This is a genomic window from Bradyrhizobium acaciae, from assembly GCF_020889785.1.
GTDB lineage: Bacteria > Pseudomonadota > Alphaproteobacteria > Rhizobiales > Xanthobacteraceae > Bradyrhizobium > Bradyrhizobium acaciae.
In genome coordinates this window covers 1-17,801 of the sequence record NZ_JACMYK010000147.1, presented here as the reverse complement: position 1 = coordinate 17,801, position 17,801 = coordinate 1, and the positions used below count along the sequence as shown (strand labels likewise).

General features: G+C 64.5%; 16 protein-coding genes. 5 read left to right on the top strand and 11 right to left on the bottom strand.

All coding sequences use genetic code 11. The annotated features are described in order from the left end of the window. Window positions 1-358 precede the first annotated feature (358 nt). Window positions 359-1,570 carry an OpgC domain-containing protein gene (locus H8A92_RS33915; protein WP_229199717.1) on the top strand — a complete coding sequence of 404 codons (1,212 nt, stop codon included), beginning with the start codon at window positions 359-361 and terminating at the stop codon, window positions 1,568-1,570. A gap of 150 nt (window positions 1,571-1,720) precedes the next feature. Further along, window positions 1,721-1,939 carry a hypothetical protein gene (locus H8A92_RS33910; protein ID WP_229199716.1) on the top strand — a complete coding sequence of 73 codons (219 nt, stop codon included), beginning with the start codon at window positions 1,721-1,723 and terminating at the stop codon, window positions 1,937-1,939. Between the two features lie 9 nt (window positions 1,940-1,948). Here the strand turns inward: H8A92_RS33910 and H8A92_RS33905 are convergent, their stop codons facing one another. The 8 genes from H8A92_RS33905 to H8A92_RS33870 form a co-directional block, all read right to left on the bottom strand. Further along, entirely contained in the window at window positions 1,949-2,635 is a 687-nt protein-coding gene (locus H8A92_RS33905) for a hemerythrin domain-containing protein (RefSeq protein WP_229199715.1), read from the bottom strand. 101 nt (window positions 2,636-2,736) lie between these two features. Continuing rightward, complete coding sequence (locus H8A92_RS33900) at window positions 2,737-3,039, bottom strand: hypothetical protein (protein ID WP_229199714.1); 303 nt, start codon at window positions 3,037-3,039, stop codon at window positions 2,737-2,739. 14 nt (window positions 3,040-3,053) lie between these two features. Further along, the gene (locus H8A92_RS33895; protein WP_229199713.1) at window positions 3,054-4,127 is read right to left on the bottom strand and encodes an acyltransferase family protein; all 1,074 of its coding nucleotides are present in this window, start codon (window positions 4,125-4,127) and stop codon (window positions 3,054-3,056) included. 112 nt (window positions 4,128-4,239) lie between these two features. Beyond that, window positions 4,240-5,454 (bottom strand): chromate efflux transporter, encoded by a 1,215-nt coding sequence (gene chrA / locus H8A92_RS33890; RefSeq protein WP_229199712.1) that lies wholly within the window; start codon window positions 5,452-5,454, stop codon window positions 4,240-4,242. A 449-nt stretch (window positions 5,455-5,903) separates the two neighbouring features. After that, the gene (locus H8A92_RS33885; protein ID WP_229199711.1) at window positions 5,904-6,425 is read right to left on the bottom strand and encodes an OsmC family protein; all 522 of its coding nucleotides are present in this window, start codon (window positions 6,423-6,425) and stop codon (window positions 5,904-5,906) included. A gap of 227 nt (window positions 6,426-6,652) precedes the next feature. After that, entirely contained in the window at window positions 6,653-7,147 is a 495-nt protein-coding gene (locus tag H8A92_RS33880; protein ID WP_229199710.1) for a YciE/YciF ferroxidase family protein, read from the bottom strand. 33 nt (window positions 7,148-7,180) lie between these two features. Next, window positions 7,181-7,381 carry a hypothetical protein gene (locus tag H8A92_RS33875; RefSeq protein ID WP_229199709.1) on the bottom strand — a complete coding sequence of 67 codons (201 nt, stop codon included), beginning with the start codon at window positions 7,379-7,381 and terminating at the stop codon, window positions 7,181-7,183. Window positions 7,382-7,535: 154 nt separating this feature from the next. Beyond that, window positions 7,536-9,008: a protein adenylyltransferase SelO gene (locus H8A92_RS33870; RefSeq protein WP_229199708.1), complete on the bottom strand. Its 1,473-nt coding sequence runs from the start codon at window positions 9,006-9,008 to the stop codon at window positions 7,536-7,538. Window positions 9,009-9,206: 198 nt separating this feature from the next. On the opposite strand from H8A92_RS33870, the gene aspS reads away from it, so the two are divergent. Then, window positions 9,207-10,982 carry an aspartate--tRNA ligase gene (aspS, locus tag H8A92_RS33865; protein ID WP_229199707.1) on the top strand — a complete coding sequence of 592 codons (1,776 nt, stop codon included), beginning with the start codon at window positions 9,207-9,209 and terminating at the stop codon, window positions 10,980-10,982. Window positions 10,983-11,179: 197 nt separating this feature from the next. Here aspS and H8A92_RS33860 read toward each other — a convergent pair whose 3' ends face one another. Then, entirely contained in the window at window positions 11,180-13,195 is a 2,016-nt protein-coding gene (locus H8A92_RS33860; RefSeq protein ID WP_229199706.1) for a hypothetical protein, read from the bottom strand. Window positions 13,196-13,418: 223 nt separating this feature from the next. On the opposite strand from H8A92_RS33860, the gene H8A92_RS33855 reads away from it, so the two are divergent. Together H8A92_RS33855 and H8A92_RS33850 are read left to right on the top strand one after the other, a co-directional pair. Next, window positions 13,419-15,728, top strand: coding sequence for an NADP-dependent malic enzyme (locus H8A92_RS33855; RefSeq protein ID WP_229199705.1), 2,310 nt, complete (start codon window positions 13,419-13,421; stop codon window positions 15,726-15,728). 155 nt (window positions 15,729-15,883) lie between these two features. Next, on the top strand, window positions 15,884-16,336 hold the full coding sequence (locus H8A92_RS33850) for a DoxX family protein (protein ID WP_229199704.1): 453 nt from the start codon (window positions 15,884-15,886) through the stop codon (window positions 16,334-16,336). 23 nt (window positions 16,337-16,359) lie between these two features. Here the strand turns inward: H8A92_RS33850 and H8A92_RS33845 are convergent, their stop codons facing one another. Next, a complete protein-coding gene (locus H8A92_RS33845) occupies window positions 16,360-16,917 on the bottom strand; it encodes a dihydrofolate reductase family protein (RefSeq protein WP_229199703.1) in 558 nt (185 codons plus the stop codon). Between the two features lie 19 nt (window positions 16,918-16,936). Beyond that, the coding region (locus H8A92_RS33840) for a polysaccharide deacetylase family protein (RefSeq protein ID WP_229199702.1) at window positions 16,937-17,801 on the bottom strand (865 nt) is incomplete at its 5' end.

Genomic DNA, 17,801 nt, shown 5'->3' with positions numbered 1-17,801 from the left:
GTCTCGGCGAAAGCCATCGGCGGTGTCGTCGCCCGGCGCGACCGGGCGATTCGGTATTCCAGAGGCGGGAGTGCTTGGGCCGAGAGATTGGGTTGGACACCTGCCGCCAGGACAGACCCCCGCGGGTAGCGATGCTTTCTCAGTCTCGACTCCGCCCGACGAATGCGGCTCACCCGACAAACGTCAAGCATGCGCGTGCGGCATTTGGACGGTGATGTCACGCGGGAGTATAAGGATGCCCATGATCTTCCCCTGCCGACCCGGGCTTGGTGTCGGCTAACGTATTCCAGCCCCGACGCGAGGCTCCGATGCGTGCAGCTATCGCGATCTCAGAAGCAGCCGAGTGAGGGTCGTCACGATGGAGCTCCACCACGCGAACCAGATCGAGGAAACGATCGAGCGCGATGTTCGGCTCGACCTGTTCAGAGGGCTCGGGTTGTGGATGATCTTTCTGGATCACATCCCCAATGATGGGGCCATCGGCTGGATTACGCTGCGCAACTACGGCTTCAGCGACGCTGCGGAGTTCTTCGTTTTCATCTCGGGTTACCTTGCCGGCTTCATATACGGCCCGATCATCGCTTCAGGTTTCCTGCTGTCCGCAGCGAAGCGGCTGTGGACGCGGGCCGCGCATATCTACGCCGCGCACATCATGCTGTTCCTGATCTTCACGGCCCAGGTCGCGAGAACCTCCCGACGGCTCGACAATCCGATGTATGAAAACGAATTCAACGTTTTCAATTTTCTCCAGCATCCGGATATCCTGATCGGGCAGGCACTCACCCTGCGGTACAAGCCCGTGGATCTCGACGTGCTGCCTCTGTTCATTGTGCTGCTGCTGGCCTCCCCACTGATCATCTGGGCCCTGGTGCGCCGTCCCAATCTCACCTTGCTGGCCTCGATCGTTCTCTACGTGCTGGCGCGGTGGTTCGATTGGAACATCGCCTCCTATCCACCGGGCACAACGTGGTACTTCAATCCATTTTGTTGGCAGTTGCTGTTTGTCTTCGGCGAGTGGTGCGGGGTGGGCGCATTGTCACAGATCGCAAGACTGATCCAGTCGCGGCTCGTCGCAGCGGTAGCGATTGCCTGGCTGATCTTTGCGTTCCTGATCGTGATGACCTGGCACTTCCATGCGCTGGAGGCATTCATACCGCGATGGATGATGAAGCTCATCTATCCGATCGACAAGACAGATCTCGATATGCTGCGTTTGACCCACTTCCTCGCGCTCGCGTACGTTGTCCATGGCCTGATTCCGCAGGACTGGCCGCCGCTGAAATCCCGATCATTGCGTCCACTGACCTTGTGCGGGGAGCATTCGCTTCCGATCTTTTGCCTCGGGGTCTTACTTTCGTTCTCCGCCCATTGGGTCTTGACCCAATACAGCGGCGCGGTCATCGCACAGCTCGTGGTGAGCGCGGCCGGAATCGCGATCATGGTCGTCGTGGCGTGGCTGTTACACCGCGCCGACAACATTCCGAATTTGTTCGTCGACGTGACACATGCAGAGCTTCGCCGGAAGATTGGCGACCGAACTAGCTTAATAAGCAACAAGGAGCTGCCTTGATCGCGACGCCGCCCCGGGGCTGCTACCAGCGAGCTTTTTCAAATCGCCTCTGATGTGCCCGAGGAAAGATTCTGCTCGCGCCAGCATTCTCCGTTCAAGCCGGATCACGGCATTGTCCTGCTCCGCCATGGCGGTCAATGCGCGGCTTACATGATCGTTCAGCGCCTGGCCGTTGCCGGCATGCCGGCAATCGAGAAGGTGACGATGGCGATGCGAGGTGCCTACGGCGGCCTGCGCTATCGCGACGAGCCGAGGACGCAGACCTCGCCGGATGTCGATCGCTGGTTCGCAGAGACCATCCCCGACGGCGCCGATGCGGTGTTCTGCGCCGGAAGGGTGAGCAATCGCTGGCCGCGCGCTGAGCGCTGAACGCGGCAGTCAGCGTGGCGTGAATTGGTCGAGATCGTGGATGCCCATCTGCTGCTCCAGCTGAGCCACCCGAGCCGCCATCTTCTCGAAGCCATCCTCGCCGAACAGTTCGTGCTCTTTCTTCTCGAAATCCTCAGCCATCGCGTCGTACTCATTGGATGAGACCACGTCCTTCAGCTTCGGGAACAGATCAGTGTCCTCCCGGGCTGCATGCGGCCGGTACATCGTGATGAAGGACTGCATCGCGCCTGTCAGTTGCCTGCGATGGTCCGCATCGTTCGTGCCTGAAGGCGCCAGCTTCAGGATCGTTTCCGTGACCTTCCGGCCGGCTTCGTGCTGGCGCAGCAGAGTGTCCACAAGGTCCGTCATCTGGCCGGCTTTTTTGAAGCGCGGGAAGACATGCTCCTCCTCCGACTTCTCATGATAGTTGTTGATGAAATCGCGGATGATCGCGGCCGATTGCGTGATCAGGGCGGGGTCGACGTCCTCGCTGGAAGACAATTTTCGGATCGCCGCTTCGTAGAGGAGCAGAACGCGATCGAGTACGCCGTGCTCGCGCATCAAGTCTTCAGGCGGAGTGACGTCCTCGTCCCCCTTGCCTGTGACCGCATCCTTCAGCTTCTCGCCGACGCCTTTGGCTTCCGCCGAGGTCGGCCTGGTGAGAACCGCCGGGGCCGCGATCGTGGTCGCCAGCAATCCTCCGAGCAGAAGCAGCCGACGCTTGTTTGGCCTGACGACTTGCATGATGACACTCCTGCCGCCAAAGCGCGGGACCGTTTCGTCAGCCATCCGACGCGTCAGCGCCAGGCCTTCTCGTTCTTTTGCTCGTAGTCCTTGAAAGCCTTCTCGAGGCCGCCGAGAACTTCGGCGGATGTTTCAAACATCGCCTTCAACTGCGGCTCGTCGACTTTCTGGATATCCTGGCGCAGGTGGTCGCGAATGTCATGGAGCGCCTTCTGCATCTTCTGCGTGTGATGGCGCGGATCACGATCTGTCGCACTTGCCATGTCGAGCCCTCCTTGCTGCTGGTACGGCTCCGCCGGATCGGAACAGAAGCCGGCGATATGGCGATCAACGGCCAGCGGATCGCGACGTTCCAATCGATCGGACCGGATCAACCGTCCGTGAGCAAGGCGTTGCCAGGGCGCCCGAGGCGCGACGGCCATCCGTGGCGTGCGGCGAGCATGGTCAACCTGTCCCTGACGAGGTAGTGCGCTGGAGCTTCGAGGAACCGCCAGACGAACCATGCCAGTGCGACCATGCCGGCCACGACAAGCGTGGTCGAGAGCACGTCCGGCGTTGGCGTGATCAGGAGCAGGATCACGTAGCCGAGCTGTAGATGCAGCAGATAGAGCGGATAGGTGATACCGCCCACGGCCCTGACGAAGCCGGCCGGCAGCGGCACGGACTTGATCCGGGTGGCGGCGAACACGATGGCGAGCGAGACGACGCAGATCATGGCCACGACGCGCGGATCGAAGCTGCCATGGGTGTGGACGCCGAGCCGCTCCAGCTTGTGGACGGCCTGGAAGGTCGCCGTGCCCATCGCCAGCGTCAGCAGGCTGTAGAGCCTGGTGTCGCGCCGCCCCCGATAATGTTCATAGATCAGGAGGCCAACCGCGAAGAAGCCGCTGTCATCGGCCATGAAGAGCTTCTCGAACAGCGGAACGTCGAGCGTCAGTTCGTTGGCGAAGGTGATCGCGATCCATACCACGATGATGGTGTCGATCCGCCGCGGAAAAATACCCCAGGCCAGCAACAGCGCGATCCAGGCGTAGAACACGACCTCGATCACCAGCGACCAGTAGGCGTCGTCCATGTAGGGCTGACCGAGCATCGGCGCTGCGATGAACAGGTTTGCCAGCCATTGTCCCCATGTCACCTGGAAATGGGCGTGGCCCACCAGCAGCGTCGCGAGGAATGTCAACGTCATGCAGATGACGAAGGTCGGATAGATCCGGCTGAAGCGCGCGATCGCGAAGCCGATCGGCGTGCGGCCCTCGGCCGAGTAGGCGATGACGAAGCCGGAGATCGCGAAGAACACGGGGACGCCGAGGAAGCCGTACTGGGCGACCGGGGCGAGGTAGGGCAGCGCCACTTTCTGAACGTCGTGCGATGCGGTGCCCCAGAAGCCGTAATGGTACAGGATCACGGCCCCGACCGCGGCGAGCCGCAGCAGGTCCAGCACGGGAACCCGGGTGGAATCCGGTAGTCTAGGGGCACTCGGCATACCTCGCCATGATGGCGGCGAGGCATGAAGGCGTTCTTAATCCGGCCGGCGAGGGGGCCGGCGCGGCCGTTCACGATTGGAGGAGCCCGGTGGCGATGCCGGCGGCGGCGCTGAGGACGACCACCACGAGCGGCGGCGCGCGCCAGGCGGTGAGCAGGACGAAACCGGCCAGCGCGATGCCGAAATCGAGCGGACGCTGCACGCTGCTGGTCCAGACCGGATTGTAGAGCGCCGCGCCCAGAATGCCGACCACGGACGCATTGACGCCGCGCATCATCGCTTGCGCCGTGGGCTGCTTGCGGAAGCTATCCCAGAACGGCAAGGCGGCCAGCAGGACGAGGATTCCCGGGATGAAGATGCCGAGGAGGCCGACGACCGCGCCCGGCACGCCGCCGATCACGGCGCCCAAATAGGCCGCGAAAGTGAACAGCGGGCCCGGCACGGCCTGGGCGGCGCCGTAGCCGGTGAGGAACGCATCGTCGCCGATCCAGCCCGGCGTCACCACCGCTTCGCGCAGCAGCGGGAGCACGACATGGCCGCCGCCGAACACCAGCGCGCCCGAGCGGTAGAAGGCCTCGAACAGGCCGAGGCCGGGCCATGTCCGGGCGAGCAGCGGCAGCCCGACGAGCAGCGCAAGGAACAGGATCAGCGCTGCCATGCCAACGCGGCGCGACACCGGCATCGCGATATGCGTGACGCCGTTGGCCGGTTGCGCGCGGCAGAACCAGAGCCCGGCGACGGCGCCGAGAATGATGGCGCCGATCTGCGCGATCGACGAGGAACTGGCGAGGATGACCAGCGCCGCCACCGTCGCGATCGATGCGCGTTCGCGGTCGGGGCAGAGCGATCGCGCCATGCCCCAGACAGCCTGGGCGACGATCGCCACCGCAACCAGCTTGAGGCCGTGCACCAGGCCCGTTCCGACCGGGCCGCTCAATCCGCCGGCGCCGAACGCAAACAGCACGAGCGCGATCGCCGAGGGCAGCGTGAAGCCGGTCCAGGCGGCCAGGGCGCCCAGATAGCCAGCGCGCATCAGGCCAAGCGAAAAGCCGACCTGGCTGCTCGCAGGGCCCGGCAGGAATTGGCAGAGCGCGACCAGATCCGCATAAGCTTGCTCGTCAAGCCAGCGCCTGCGGGTGACGAACTCGTCGCGGAAATAGCCGATATGGGCGATCGGGCCGCCGAAGCAGCTGACGCCGAGCTTGAGGAAGATCAGCAGCACCTCGAGTGGCGAGTGCGCGGTGGAGGGCGTCGTGTCGGATTGCTGGACGTCGGTGTCGTTCAAGGCTGCTCAATTTCCTGACTTGCGTCCCAGGTCGGGACTCATCAGGGCGAGCATATCGTCATTCGATGACGTGCGAGCGCGGTATTAACTGCGATCGCGAGATAAGCGCTGAAGGGGAGAGCCGAAATGACAGCGGAAGCGAGGATGACGTTCGGCGTCGTGGGGCCTCACGCCCGCCAGCATGAAGGGGCTGGTCCCAACTGCTCAGCTCACTCGTAGCGCATGTTCTTCGACGGCCGGCGCGCCGCGGGCATCGCCAGCACGACCAGGCACAGCGCGATCATCGCCAGTCCCATGAACTCAAATGCAAATGCGTCCACGACCCATTCTCCCCCATTAGAAACAGTTAGACTTGTTGGGGGAGCGTTGACGCGCTGTTAAGCCTTATGGTTACCGCCGCCGGCCTCCCGGCATGGTGGAGGGTGAGTTAACGCTCACGAGGCGCGCAGCTAGGCCGCTGTGCTCAACGGCCCCGTACGCAGCTTCAGGTCCACCGGCGTCGGGTTGCGCAGAATATCTAGCACCGGGCAGTGACGGTCGACGGCTTCCTTCAAGCGCGCGATCTCGGCCGCGGAGGCCGGACTGTCGATCACGACCTCGGCCCCGATCCGTTGAAAGCCGGCCCGTACGTTCGGATCGACGCTGAAGAAGCCGCGCAGATCGACCGCACCGGACAGCTTGACGGACACACCCTTGAGGGGAATGCCGAGTGCGTCGGCATAGAGCCGATATGTGATCTCCTGGCATGAGCCGAGCGCGGCGAGGATGTATTCGACCGGGTTCGGTGCGGTATCCTGGCCGCCCAGCGCGGGAGGCTCGTCGACACTGACGTTGAATTGCCGGATCGTGACGCTGCTGTTGACGCCGTCGCCGAGTTGCGAACTCGCCTGGAATACGGCCTGCGCCTGTGTAGGGTCGGCGCCGAGCGCCTGTTGGGTGTCTGCGAATACCTGCTTGAATTTGAATCCCATCGTTCGTCTCCCCATGACTCCGACAACTGCAGACCAAGGCTGATCGAAGCGCGTGGCACAGGCAAGTGCGCGCGAATAAAAACGACAGACGTGATGCGAACCGCGTCAGTCGCAGCAGCATTTTTCCGACGTGTGCGGGCGCGCAGGTGGAATCGATCATGACGCCGCCGGCCACATGGGCCGCAGCGCCATTGATCGTGGCCTTGGATCGTGGTCTTGGCGTGCGATTACGCAGCGACGGCATCCTGGTTGATCTCGCCCTTGGCGAGCGCCGTCAGCAACATGTCGGCGTGACGCTCTTCCTCGAGACTGTCGTGCAGCAGCCGTTGGTCGTCGCGCAGATTGAGCTGCCCGGCGAGGGCGGCTGCGCTGCCATAGGCGGCGATCTCGTAGTGCTCGAGCTTCTGCGCCGAGGCGAGGAGGCCGGCATCGCGGAGATTATCGTCAGGCAGCAACGAGACCATCTTGGCGGTCTCGTGGATCAGCGCCTGCATGGCCTGGTCGGTGTGCTCCAGCGGATCGGCGCTGTGCATGCGCAGCAGCGTTTTCAGCCGCTCGCCCTGCACGATGGTCTCACGGTGATGGCGGTTGAACGCATCCTTGAGCGACGGATGCGAGGCGATCTCCGCCATCCGCGCCAGCGCGATAGCGAGCTGGTCCTCGACGCTTGCGAGTTCCTGAAGCTCGGCGACATACATGTCCTTGAAGTTGGTGATCTTCATCATGAAACCCTTTCTTGTCTCGGCTCTCGGCGCTCAGGCGGTGTGGCCGCCGGAGCCTGAATCGACGGGCGTCTTCTTGGCGCGTTGGGGCGTCATCTTCGCCGGATCGGGTTTGCCGGGCACGCCGCGCGGCCCGAGCTGCTGGCGCTGCAGATCGTCCTCGGAAAATGGCGGCTCGACGCCGTTGGGATTGCTGCGCTTGATCGCGGTTTGCAGGTCGTCGCGCTCGTTCATGTTGGCACTCCAGAATCGTTGCGGAATGATCGTTGCGGAACGGAACCTCTCGATGGCACGAGGCTGCACGTTCACACTGCCCGGCCAACGATGAGCGCGCGAAATTGTTGCAAACAAATCAGGGGCGCGGCGCTACGCCACGAGCGCCGGGACGTTACGTCCCGCAGAACGTCTGCGTCACCAGCTGCTCGGGGAGCGGCGGCTCGGCGTAGGCGGCGTACCTGGGCTGGTCCTCGTACGGCTTTGCCAGCACCGTCAGCAGTTCCTCGAACGGCGCGTAGTCGTCGCTGGTGACGGCGGCCGCAATCACCGCCTCGATCCGATGATTGCGCGGGATGAAGGCCGGGTTGACGGCATTCATTGCGGCCTTGCGCTCGGCCGCGCTCTGCGGTTCGAGAGCAAGGCGCGTGCCCCAGCGGGCGGCCCATTCGTCGAACGCTGCGGGATCGGTGAACTGCGCGCGGACGTCGGCGGCATCATCGGCTGCGGCCGCACCGAGATGACGGAAGGTCAGCGTGAAGTCGGCGGCGTTCTTCGCCATCGCATCGAGCAGATCCTGGATCAGCGCCTCGTCGCCGTCGCGCGCGGTGAACAGGCCGACCTTGGCGCGCAGCCCGGCTTGATAGGCCGCGGTGAATTTTTCGGGGAATTCGCCGAGGATCGTCTGTGCCTGCTCGATGGCCTTCTCCTGCTCGTCGGCGAACAGCGGCAGCAGGCATTCGGCGAGCCGGGTCAGATTCCACAGCGCGATGCGCGGCTGGTTAGCGTAGGCGTAGCGGCCCATCTCGTCGATCGAGGAGAACACCTGCGCCGGATTGTAGGCATCGAGGAAGGCGCAGGGGCCGTAGTCGATGGTCTCGCCCGAGATCGAGGTGTTGTCGGTGTTCATCACGCCGTGGATGAAGCCGACCAGCAGCCAGCGCGCGACCAGCGCAGCCTGCCGCGCCACGACGCCGGCGAGCAGGGCGTGATAGGGCTCCGCGGCATCTTTCAGCTCGGGATAGTGCCTGGCGATGACATGGTCGGCCAGCGCCCGCACGCCGTCGGTGTCGCCGCGGGCGGCGAAGAACTGGAAGGTGCCGACGCGGATGTGGCTCGAGGCGACGCGGGTCAGCACCGCGCCCGGCAGCGCGGTCTCGCGCATCACGGGCTCGCCGGTGACGACCGCGGCCAGCGAGCGGGTGGTCGGGATGCCTAGGGCGAACATCGCCTCGCTGACGATGTATTCGCGCAGCACCGGACCCAGCGCGGCACGGCCGTCGCCGCGGCGGGAGAACGGGGTCGGGCCGGATCCCTTGAGCTGGATGTCGCGGCGGACGCCGTCTCTGTCGATGACCTCGCCGAGCAGGATGGCACGACCGTCGCCGAGCTGCGGCACGAAGTGCCCGAACTGGTGGCCCGCATAGGCCATGGCGATCGGGTCGGCGCCGTCAGGCAGCCGCTTGCCGGCGAGGATTTCGGCGCCCTCCGGCGTCGAGAGCAGGTCCGGATCCAGCCCGAGCTGGACCGCGAGCGGCCGGTTCAGCTTGATCAGCCGGGGGGCGGCCACCGGGGTCGGCGCGACGCGGGCGAAAAAGTTCGCCGGCAGCGCCGAATAGGTGTTCTGGAACGGGAAATGGATGGTCATATCCGGAAGATAGGCCTGCGGGCCGAATAGGCAAACGATTGGCGCGCCGGACCGCCGCAGAATCTGCAGTTTCGGGGCGAAACCGGCCGTTCCATTGGTTGCCGCACCCGGCCTCGTCGGGTAAACCCTCGGCAACTTCGGACGGGGCATTTTGGCCCTGTCGCGATTCGACCCTCCGACATCAGTTTTGGAACGAATATGCATCGCTACCGGTCACACACATGCGGCGCGCTCCGTGAGAGCGATATCGACCAGACGGCCAGGCTGTCAGGCTGGGTCCACCGGGTCCGCGACCATGGCGGCGTGCTGTTCGTCGATCTGCGCGACCATTACGGCATCACCCAATGCGTGGCCGATCCGGACTCGCCGGCGTTCGCCGAGGTTGAGAAGTTCCGCTCGGAGTGGGTGGTGCGGATCGACGGCAAGGTCCGCCGCCGTCCCGCCGGCACCGACAATCCCGAACTGCCGACCGGCCTGATCGAGATCTACATCAAGGAAATCGAGGTGCTGGGCCCGGCGGCCGAGCTGCCGCTGCCGGTGTTCGGCGAGCAGGAATATCCTGAGGACATCAGGCTGAAGTACCGCTTCCTCGACCTGCGTCGCGAGAAGCTGCACCAGAACATCATGACCCGCGGCGCGGTGGTCGATTCCATGCGCAAGCGGATGAAGGAGCAGGGCTTCTTCGAATTCCAGACCCCGATCCTGACGGCGTCCTCGCCGGAAGGCGCGCGCGACTTCCTGGTGCCGTCGCGGATCCATCCCGGCAAGTTCTACGCGCTGCCGCAGGCGCCGCAGCAGTACAAGCAGCTGCTGATGATGTCGGGCTTCGACCGCTACTTCCAGATCGCGCCGTGCTTCCGCGACGAGGACCCGCGCGCCGACCGCCTGCCGGGCGAGTTCTATCAGCTCGACGTCGAGATGAGCTTTGTGACTCAGGACGACGTGTTCGCGGCGATGGAGCCGGTGATCACCGGCGTGTTCGAGGACTTTGCCAAGGGCAAGCCGGTCACCAGGAACTGGCCGCGGATCCCGTTCGCGGAAGCCGTGCGCAAATACGGCTCCGACAAGCCCGATTTGCGCAACAAGATCGTGATGCAGGAGGTCTCCGAACACTTCCGCGGCTCCGGCTTCAAGGTGTTCGCGCGGATGCTGGAAGACCCGAAGAATCAGGTTTGGGCCATCCCGGGCACCGGCGGCGGCAGCCGCGCGTTCTGCGACCGCATGAACTCGTGGGCACAGGGCGAAGGTCAGCCCGGCCTCGGCTACATCATGTGGCGCGAAGGCGGCGAGGGCGCGGGTCCGCTTGCGAACAACATCGGCCCGGAGCGAACCGCTGCGATCCGCGACCAGCTCGGCCTGAAGGAAGGCGACGCGGCGTTCTTCGTCGCCGGCGATCCCGAGAAGTTCTGGAAGTTCGCAGGCCTTGCGCGCACCAAGCTCGGCGAGGAGCTGAACCTGATCGACAAGGACCGCTTCGAGCTGGCCTGGATCGTCGACTTCCCGATGTACGAGTATGACGAAGAGAACAAGAAGGTCGACTTCTCGCACAACCCGTTCTCGATGCCGCAGGGCGGCCTCGATGCGCTGAAGTCGCAGGATCCGCTGACGATCAAGGCGTTCCAGTACGACATCGCCTGCAACGGCTACGAGATCGCCTCCGGCGGCATCCGCAACCACAAGCCGGAAGCGATGGTGAAGGCGTTCGAGATCGCGGGATATGGCGAGCAGGAAGTCGTCGACCGCTTCGGCGGCATGTACCGTGCGTTCCAGTACGGCGCGCCGCCGCATGGCGGCATGGCGGCTGGCCTCGATCGCATCGTGATGCTGTTGTGCGGCACCAACAATCTGCGCGAGATCTCGCTGTTCCCGATGAACCAGCAGGCGATGGACTTGCTGATGGGTGCGCCGTCGGAAGCAACCCCGAAGCAGCTCAAGGAGCTGCACATCCGGACCAACCTGCCGGCAAAGGGGTAGCGGCCTTTGCCTCGCCCCGCTTGCGGGGAGAGGTCGGATCGCATCGCAGATGCGATTCGGGTGAGGGGGAGTCTCCACGAGTCCGTCCGGCAGCAATTTTGCAGAAGCAGCCCCTCACCCCAACCCTCTCCCCGTAAGAACGGGGCGAGGGAGGAGAGCAGTGCGTAGCCCGGATCGAGCTAACGGGCCGCAGGAGTTCACAACCCCGTCGACGCCTCGATCTTGAATTGCGCCAGCGCCGATTGCGGATCGATCTTGAGCAACTGCATCAATTGAAGCGCCGGCGCCTTGGCGCGCGGGGTCAGCTTGATGACGAGCGTCTGTCCCGGCGTCTCGATGAACTGGCTGATGGCCGTGACGAGGGCGGTGGCATCCGGATTGGCTGCGCCGATCGCGTCGCTCTGCGCCTTGATGCTGTCGAGGATGGCCTTGCGCGCCTCGTCGCGGCCGACGTTCTGGGTGCGGGCGAACTGGGCGACCGCGAGGTCGATGACGCCGAGGTCGTGGACGACAAGCTCGATCGTGCCGGCCTCGATCTGCGCGGCCGCGCCCATGGACTCCGCGGCACTGGTCGAAAACGCCTCGCGCGGAACGTTGGCGAGGGCGAGCTTCGCCGACGCATTCAACAGGCCCGCCATGTCGAGCTTGACCGGCTCGAGCGCGAACGAGCGCGACGTCTCGGTCCAGGCCGCGCCGAGATCGGCATCGACGGCCATCCGGTCGATCCCGGCTGCGACCAGCGCCTGTTGCCGTGGATCGGCCGCATCCAGGGGCGCCGCCATCTTCGCAACCAGCCGCAGCTTGCTCGGGATCGGTCCGACGAACTGACCCCAGTCGAGACTGAGGACATCGATGTTGACCGGCTTGCCGGTCGCCTTGTAGGGCGAGGTGACAGCCTTAACCTCGACGCCCTCGATCAGCGGGAGCAGCGCCAGCGCCTGTTCAGGCGACGGCTTCTGTCCAGCGAACTGCGCCGAGAGCCGCATGAGGCTCGCGACATCGAGCGACTTCAGCGCGAAACGTCCGACCTTGAAAGGGCCGTTCTGGGCATTGCCGTCAAATCCCTCGACCGCAAGCTCGCCGATCTTGCCGTGTTCGAAATTGAAGCGCATCGAGGCAAGCTTGAGCGGGCCCTTCGGCGTCTCGATCGAGAACCCGTGCATCTCGGCATTTCCGATGCCGGCACCCGAATAGAGGCCAGCTACTTTTTCCAACAGCTCGCGCGCCTGCGCCGGGCTCGGCGGTGCGGCCCCCTGCGGCGGGATCATCGCCAACAGCGCCGGCAGTTGCATCCGCGACGGATTGATCCTGACGTCGTCGACGGTGACGCCCTCGATCCGCATGTTCATGCCAGGCATGGCGGCGACGTCATCAGTCTTTGCTGTTATCACATAGGGACCAGCTGAAACGCGCCCCTGAACCCGATAGTCCCTGTCGTCGTTGGCCTTGGCCGGATCGAATATCGCCGCCATCGCGCCGACGTCGATATCGGTCGCGACCATATTCGCAAGATCGCCGGTCGTCTTGAGCGCCTTGCCCGCTACCTGCGAGTTGATCGTGAACGTAACCCTGTCGGTCTTGCTGGAGGCGATCTTTCCGTCCTTCATACCTTCGATGGCAAGGCCCGAATAGTCGAACGTGCCGCCGGCGCCGTCACCGGCATGTGCTGCGGCGCCGAAGGTCATCGTTCCCGTCAATGTGGGCGCGGTCACCGATGAGGCGTTGATGCTCGCGAGCTGGGCCAATGCGAACCGGTACAGCTCGAAGATCGACGACGAGGCCGGAAGCTGAGGCAGTCCGGCGGGACCGGAATATTCCTTCACCGTGATCCGCGGCATTTTGTAGATCAGGGAGGCGGTCGTTGCGGTCGGTCCCCCCGTCACGCCGATCTCGACATCATTGAATGCGACGTTGTCGGCGGAGACCCGTGCCGCGTCCGGCTGACCGAGGCCCGTCATCGTGAGGCTGGCAATCTTGACGTTGACAGGGGATTGCGCGCCCAACTCGGTGGCGATGTCTGAAATCGTCAGGGTGCGGCTCTTGGTGTCGAAGGCGATCTTGCCGTGGCTCGCCTTGGCGCCGCCGGCACGGATCTGTTCGAATGCGGCCTCGACGTCGCGCGTGACCCGGCGCTGGGCATAGAAGTCGAGACCGAAGTAGCCGCCGGCCGCGATCACTGCGACGGCGACCAGGCCGAGCAGAATTTTCTTCATTCGGTCAACTCCGGATCATCAAGGGAAAAAAATTGCCAAGCGGCGGTCGGAAGGTGCAGCATCGATGAATGGGCCCGCCCGGGCCTGTTGACGGGGACATTATCGGATGTTGCATCCAAGCGGCTGGACATGCTTCACATCCAGCTCGATTTGCCGGACAACCGACTTTTGCCTGGATTAGCACAGAAACAAGAAATTTGGGCCGGAAACGCGGGGAGCACGTATGTCGTCATCGTCTGAAGAACTCCATAACGCCGCGCTCGCCTATCACCGGCTGCCGCGGCCGGGCAAGCTCGAGATCCAGGCGATCAAGCCGCTCGCCAACCAGCGCGACTTGGCGCTGGCCTATTCGCCCGGCGTAGCCGCCGCCTGCACCGAGATCGCCAAGAACCCGGCCGAGGCGGCAACGCTTACCGCCCGCGCCAATCTGGTAGCCGTGGTCTCGAACGGCACCGCGGTGCTCGGTCTCGGCAATATCGGCCCACTGGCCTCCAAGCCCGTCATGGAAGGCAAGGCGGTGCTGTTCAAGAAATTCGCCGGCATCGACGTCTTCGATATCGAGATCAATGCCAACACGATCGAGCGCGTGGTCGAGACCGTCGCCGCGCTGGAGCCGACCTTCGGTGGCATCAATCTGGAGGACATCCGCGGGCCGGAGTGCTTCGAGATCGAGACGCAGCTCAAGGAGCGCATGAAGATTCCGGTGTTCCACGACGACCAGCATGGCACCGCCATCATCGTCGCCGCCGCGATCGTCAATGGGCTGCTTCTGAACGGCAAGCAACTGTCCGATGTGAAGATCGTCTGCTCCGGCGCGGGCGCCGCTGCGATCGCGACCCTCAATCTGCTGGTCTCGATGGGGGCGCAGCGCAAGAACATCTGGGTCTGCGACATCGACGGCGTGGTCTATGATGGCCGCAACACCACGATGGATCGCTGGAAGGCGGTCTATACCCAGAAGACCGACGCGCGCGTGATGGCCGACGTCATTCCGGGCGCGGACATCTTCATCGGGCTGTCGGCGCCGGGCGTGCTGAAGCCCGAAATGGTCAAGCAGATGGCCGACAAGCCGCTGGTGATGGCGCTTGCCAATCCGGTGCCGGAGATCATGCCGGACGAGGCGCGCCTGGCGCGGCCCGATGCGATGATCTGCACCGGACGGTCGGACTTCCCGAACCAGGTCAACAATGTGTTGTGCTTCCCCTTTATCTTCCGCGGCGCGCTCGACGTCGGCGCCACCGCGATCAACGAGGCGATGAAGCATGCCGCGGTGGATGCGATCGCGCAGCTCGCGCGCGATCCGCCGTCGGATGCGGTGGCGCATGGTTTCGAGACCGGCGAGACCCAGGGATTCGGTCCAGGCTCGCTGATCCCGAGCCCGTTCGATCCGCGCCTGATCCTGCGCATCGCGCCGGCTGTCGCCAAGGCCGCGATCGAGTCCGGCGTCGCGACCCGGCCGATCACGAACTTTGACGAATACGCCGCCAACCTCGAACGCTTTGCGTTCCGCTCCGGCCTCACCATGAAGCCGGTGTTTGCCAAGGCGAAGACACAGCCGGTGCGCGTGATCTACGCCGAAGGCGAGGACGAGCGCGTGCTGCGCGCGACGCAGGTGGTGCTCGAGGAGAAGCTGGCGCGGCCGATCCTGGTCGGTCGTCCGTCGGTGGTCGAGACGCGGATCAAGCGCTTCGGGCTGTCGATCAAGGCCGGCCGCGATTTCGACCTCGTCAATCCCGAGGACGATCCGCGCTACCGCTCCTATGTGCAGTCCTATATCGACGTCGCGGGCCGGCGCGGGGTGACGCCCGAGGGTGCGCGCACCGTGGTCCGCACCAACAACACGGTGATCGCAGCACTTGCGGTGTCGCGCGGCGAGGCCGATGCGATGCTGTGCGGCGTCGAGGGCCGCTACATGAGCCACCTGCGCCACGTCCGCGAGATCATCGGCTTCCTGCCGGGTGTCAGCGACTATGCCGCGTTGGCGCTGATGATCACCTCCACCGGCGCCCATTTCCTCGCCGACACCCAGGTGAGGCCGAACCCGAGTGCGGAGGAACTCGCGGAAGTGGCATCGCTCGCGGCGATCCACGTCCAGCGCTTCGCCTTCAAGCCGAAGGTCGCATTCGTGTCACATTCCGACTTCGGCAGCTATGACACGGATTCCTCGCGCAAGATGCGGCGGGCTACCCAGCTGCTCAAGGACAAGCATCCGGAGATCGAGGCGGACGGCGAAATGCAGGGCGACACCGCGCTGTCGGCCGTGGCGCGGCGGTTGGTGCTGCCGCAATCGCGGCTCGAAGGCGAGGCCAATATCCTGATCATGCCGAACCTCGACGCCGCCAACATCGCCTACCAGATGATCAAATCGCTGGCCAACGCGCTGCCGGTCGGACCGATCCTGATCGGTCCGGCGCGTCCGGCGCACATCCTCACCCCCGGCGTGACGGCGCGCGGCATCCTCAACATGACCGCGGTTGCCGCGGTCGAGGCACAGGAGCGGGCCGGTCGCGCGCAGCCGACGCTGTTCGGCTGACGGGGTTGTTTGAGCACGTTATGTCCGGAAAACCGCAGCGCTGTTTTCCGGATCGTGCTTGAGCCGGGATGGATTCGATTTGATCGAAACAGGCGGGGCGGCCATAATCGTTCCGCCTGCTTCGTCCGATTTCCGCCATCCAGTGAGGCCGACCCATGCCATCGTTCATCACCTTCGGACGGATTCTGTTCGCCGTGCTGTTCCTCTATTCAGGCGCGAGCAAGCTGTTCGGGATCCAGGCAACGGCGGATGTGATCGCGGCGAAGCTGACGATCCCGGCCATCGCCGCGCCCTACACGCAGCAGATCGAAACCTTCGTCGGCATGCCGTTCATGCAGTTGCTCGCGATCACTATCGGGGGCTTCGAGATTCTCGCCGGGCTGATGATCGCGGTGAACCTGCTGGCGCGGTTCTTCGCGCTCCTTTTGATCATCTACGTGTGCGTCGTGACCTTCTACTTTCATGATTTCTGGAACCAGCCGGCGCCTGACAACTTCAGAACCCTGATCGATGCGCTGAAGAACCTGTCGCTGATCGGCGCGCTGTTCATCATCGCCGGCTACGGCCGCGGCCCGCGCCGCGACGACCCCGCGTATGGGGACGTGTAGGGCGTTACCCGCCCATCAATCTCTCATCCCACCCGCCGCCACGGCGTCACGCTGACGTCGTGCTCCTGGTCGATCAGCTGCGGCGCGCCGGCGTGCAGGCCGTGCCCAGCGAGCACCTGCTGCGGGGTGCGGGCAGGGACGCCGGGAAAGCACGGCTCGCCGTCGGGGATGCGCACCTTCGATGCGACCGAGAGCCAGAACGTGTTGTAGCGGTCCATGAACATGCCGAACACGCCGGGGCCGCCGATGACGGCGACCATGCCGGAGGTCACGCCGGCCCGGCGGCTCGCCGTCTCGAACGGGCAGCCTGCCGGATTCCACAGTATCGCCTTCGGATTGTCAGGGTCGGGCGCTGTAGTCGCGACCTTGGTTGTCAGGATCAGGCGAGGCCGCTTCGGGGCGTTCGGCTGCTCTTCCTGGGAGTGACGGCCATGCACAACGAGGTCGGCACGGTCGAGGGCTGCGGTGAAGAACCGCTTGTCGCCCTCGATCTTGAGATCGTCGGGCATCACATTCCGCGCATTCGCCAGCCGGCCGTCGGCAGAGACGATGACGAAACCCTCGATACGCAACGCAGACACCAGGACGATGACCGGCGGTCTACTGATCGACCGTGGTGACGACGCTGTTCACCGGCCGCGAGCTCACGGTCGGCAGCTTGACGTCCTTGGCGAGCTCCTGCTCGTATTGCGGCAGCACCGTCGCCGGGAATTTCGCGCGCATCGCGACCACCTTGTAGCCGCCGGCCTTGAGCTGCGTCAGCAGCGTGGGCAGGGCTTCCGCCGTGTGCTTCTGGAAGTCGTGCATCAGGATGATGCCCTTGCCGAGCTTGGCGAGCTTCTTCATCACGGTGTCGATCACCTGTTGCGAGTTCTTCGACTTGAAGTCGAAGGAGTCGAGGTCGCAGGAGAAGATCGCGATGTTGCGGTTGCCGAGATAGGTGACCATCTCCGGCGGATGCTGCAGCGCCGGGAAGCGGAAGAACGGCGAGGGTGAGGTCTCGAGCGCCCACTTGACTGCGGCCAGGCCGCGTTCGATCTCGTCCTTCTTCTGGTCTTCGGTCAGCTTCTTGTTGTTCAGGTTCTCGTGCGACCAGGTGTGCGAGCCGACGGTATGGCCGGCAGCATAGACCTGCCGCAGGATTTCCGGATGGTAGGTGGCGTGCTTGCCGATCGGGAAGAAGATGCCCGTGGTGCATTCATCGGCGAGCGCCTTCAGCACCGCCGGCGTGTTGCCGGGCCACGGACCGTCGTCGAAGGTCAGCACCACCTCGTGGTCGCGCAGGAAGTCCAGCTGCTTGAAGTGCTCGAAGCCGAAACCGGGACCGCCTGTGGTGTCGATCTCGACAGTGCGGGCGACGCCAAGCGCATTCGGATTGTTGCAGGCAGCGCGGGCCGGCTGCGGCGCTTGCTTCGGCGGCACTGCGGCGGCCGCAGGAGCAGCGGCGGCAGGCGCTGGAGCAGCG

Coding starts and splice junctions, on each gene's coding strand:
- H8A92_RS33915 (WP_229199717.1), top strand. CDS start 359: ATGGAGCTCCACCACGCGAACCAGATCGAGGAAACGATCGAGCGCGAT.
- H8A92_RS33850 (WP_229199704.1), top strand. CDS start 15,884: ATGCCATCGTTCATCACCTTCGGACGGATTCTGTTCGCCGTGCTGTTC.
- H8A92_RS33870 (WP_229199708.1), bottom strand. CDS start 9,008: ATGACCATCCATTTCCCGTTCCAGAACACCTATTCGGCGCTGCCGGCG.
- H8A92_RS33910 (WP_229199716.1), top strand. CDS start 1,721: ATGATCGTTCAGCGCCTGGCCGTTGCCGGCATGCCGGCAATCGAGAAG.
- H8A92_RS33880 (WP_229199710.1), bottom strand. CDS start 7,147: ATGAAGATCACCAACTTCAAGGACATGTATGTCGCCGAGCTTCAGGAA.
- H8A92_RS33855 (WP_229199705.1), top strand. CDS start 13,419: ATGTCGTCATCGTCTGAAGAACTCCATAACGCCGCGCTCGCCTATCAC.
- H8A92_RS33875 (WP_229199709.1), bottom strand. CDS start 7,381: ATGAACGAGCGCGACGACCTGCAAACCGCGATCAAGCGCAGCAATCCC.
- H8A92_RS33860 (WP_229199706.1), bottom strand. CDS start 13,195: ATGAAGAAAATTCTGCTCGGCCTGGTCGCCGTCGCAGTGATCGCGGCC.
- H8A92_RS33885 (WP_229199711.1), bottom strand. CDS start 6,425: ATGGGATTCAAATTCAAGCAGGTATTCGCAGACACCCAACAGGCGCTC.
- aspS (WP_229199707.1), top strand. CDS start 9,207: ATGCATCGCTACCGGTCACACACATGCGGCGCGCTCCGTGAGAGCGAT.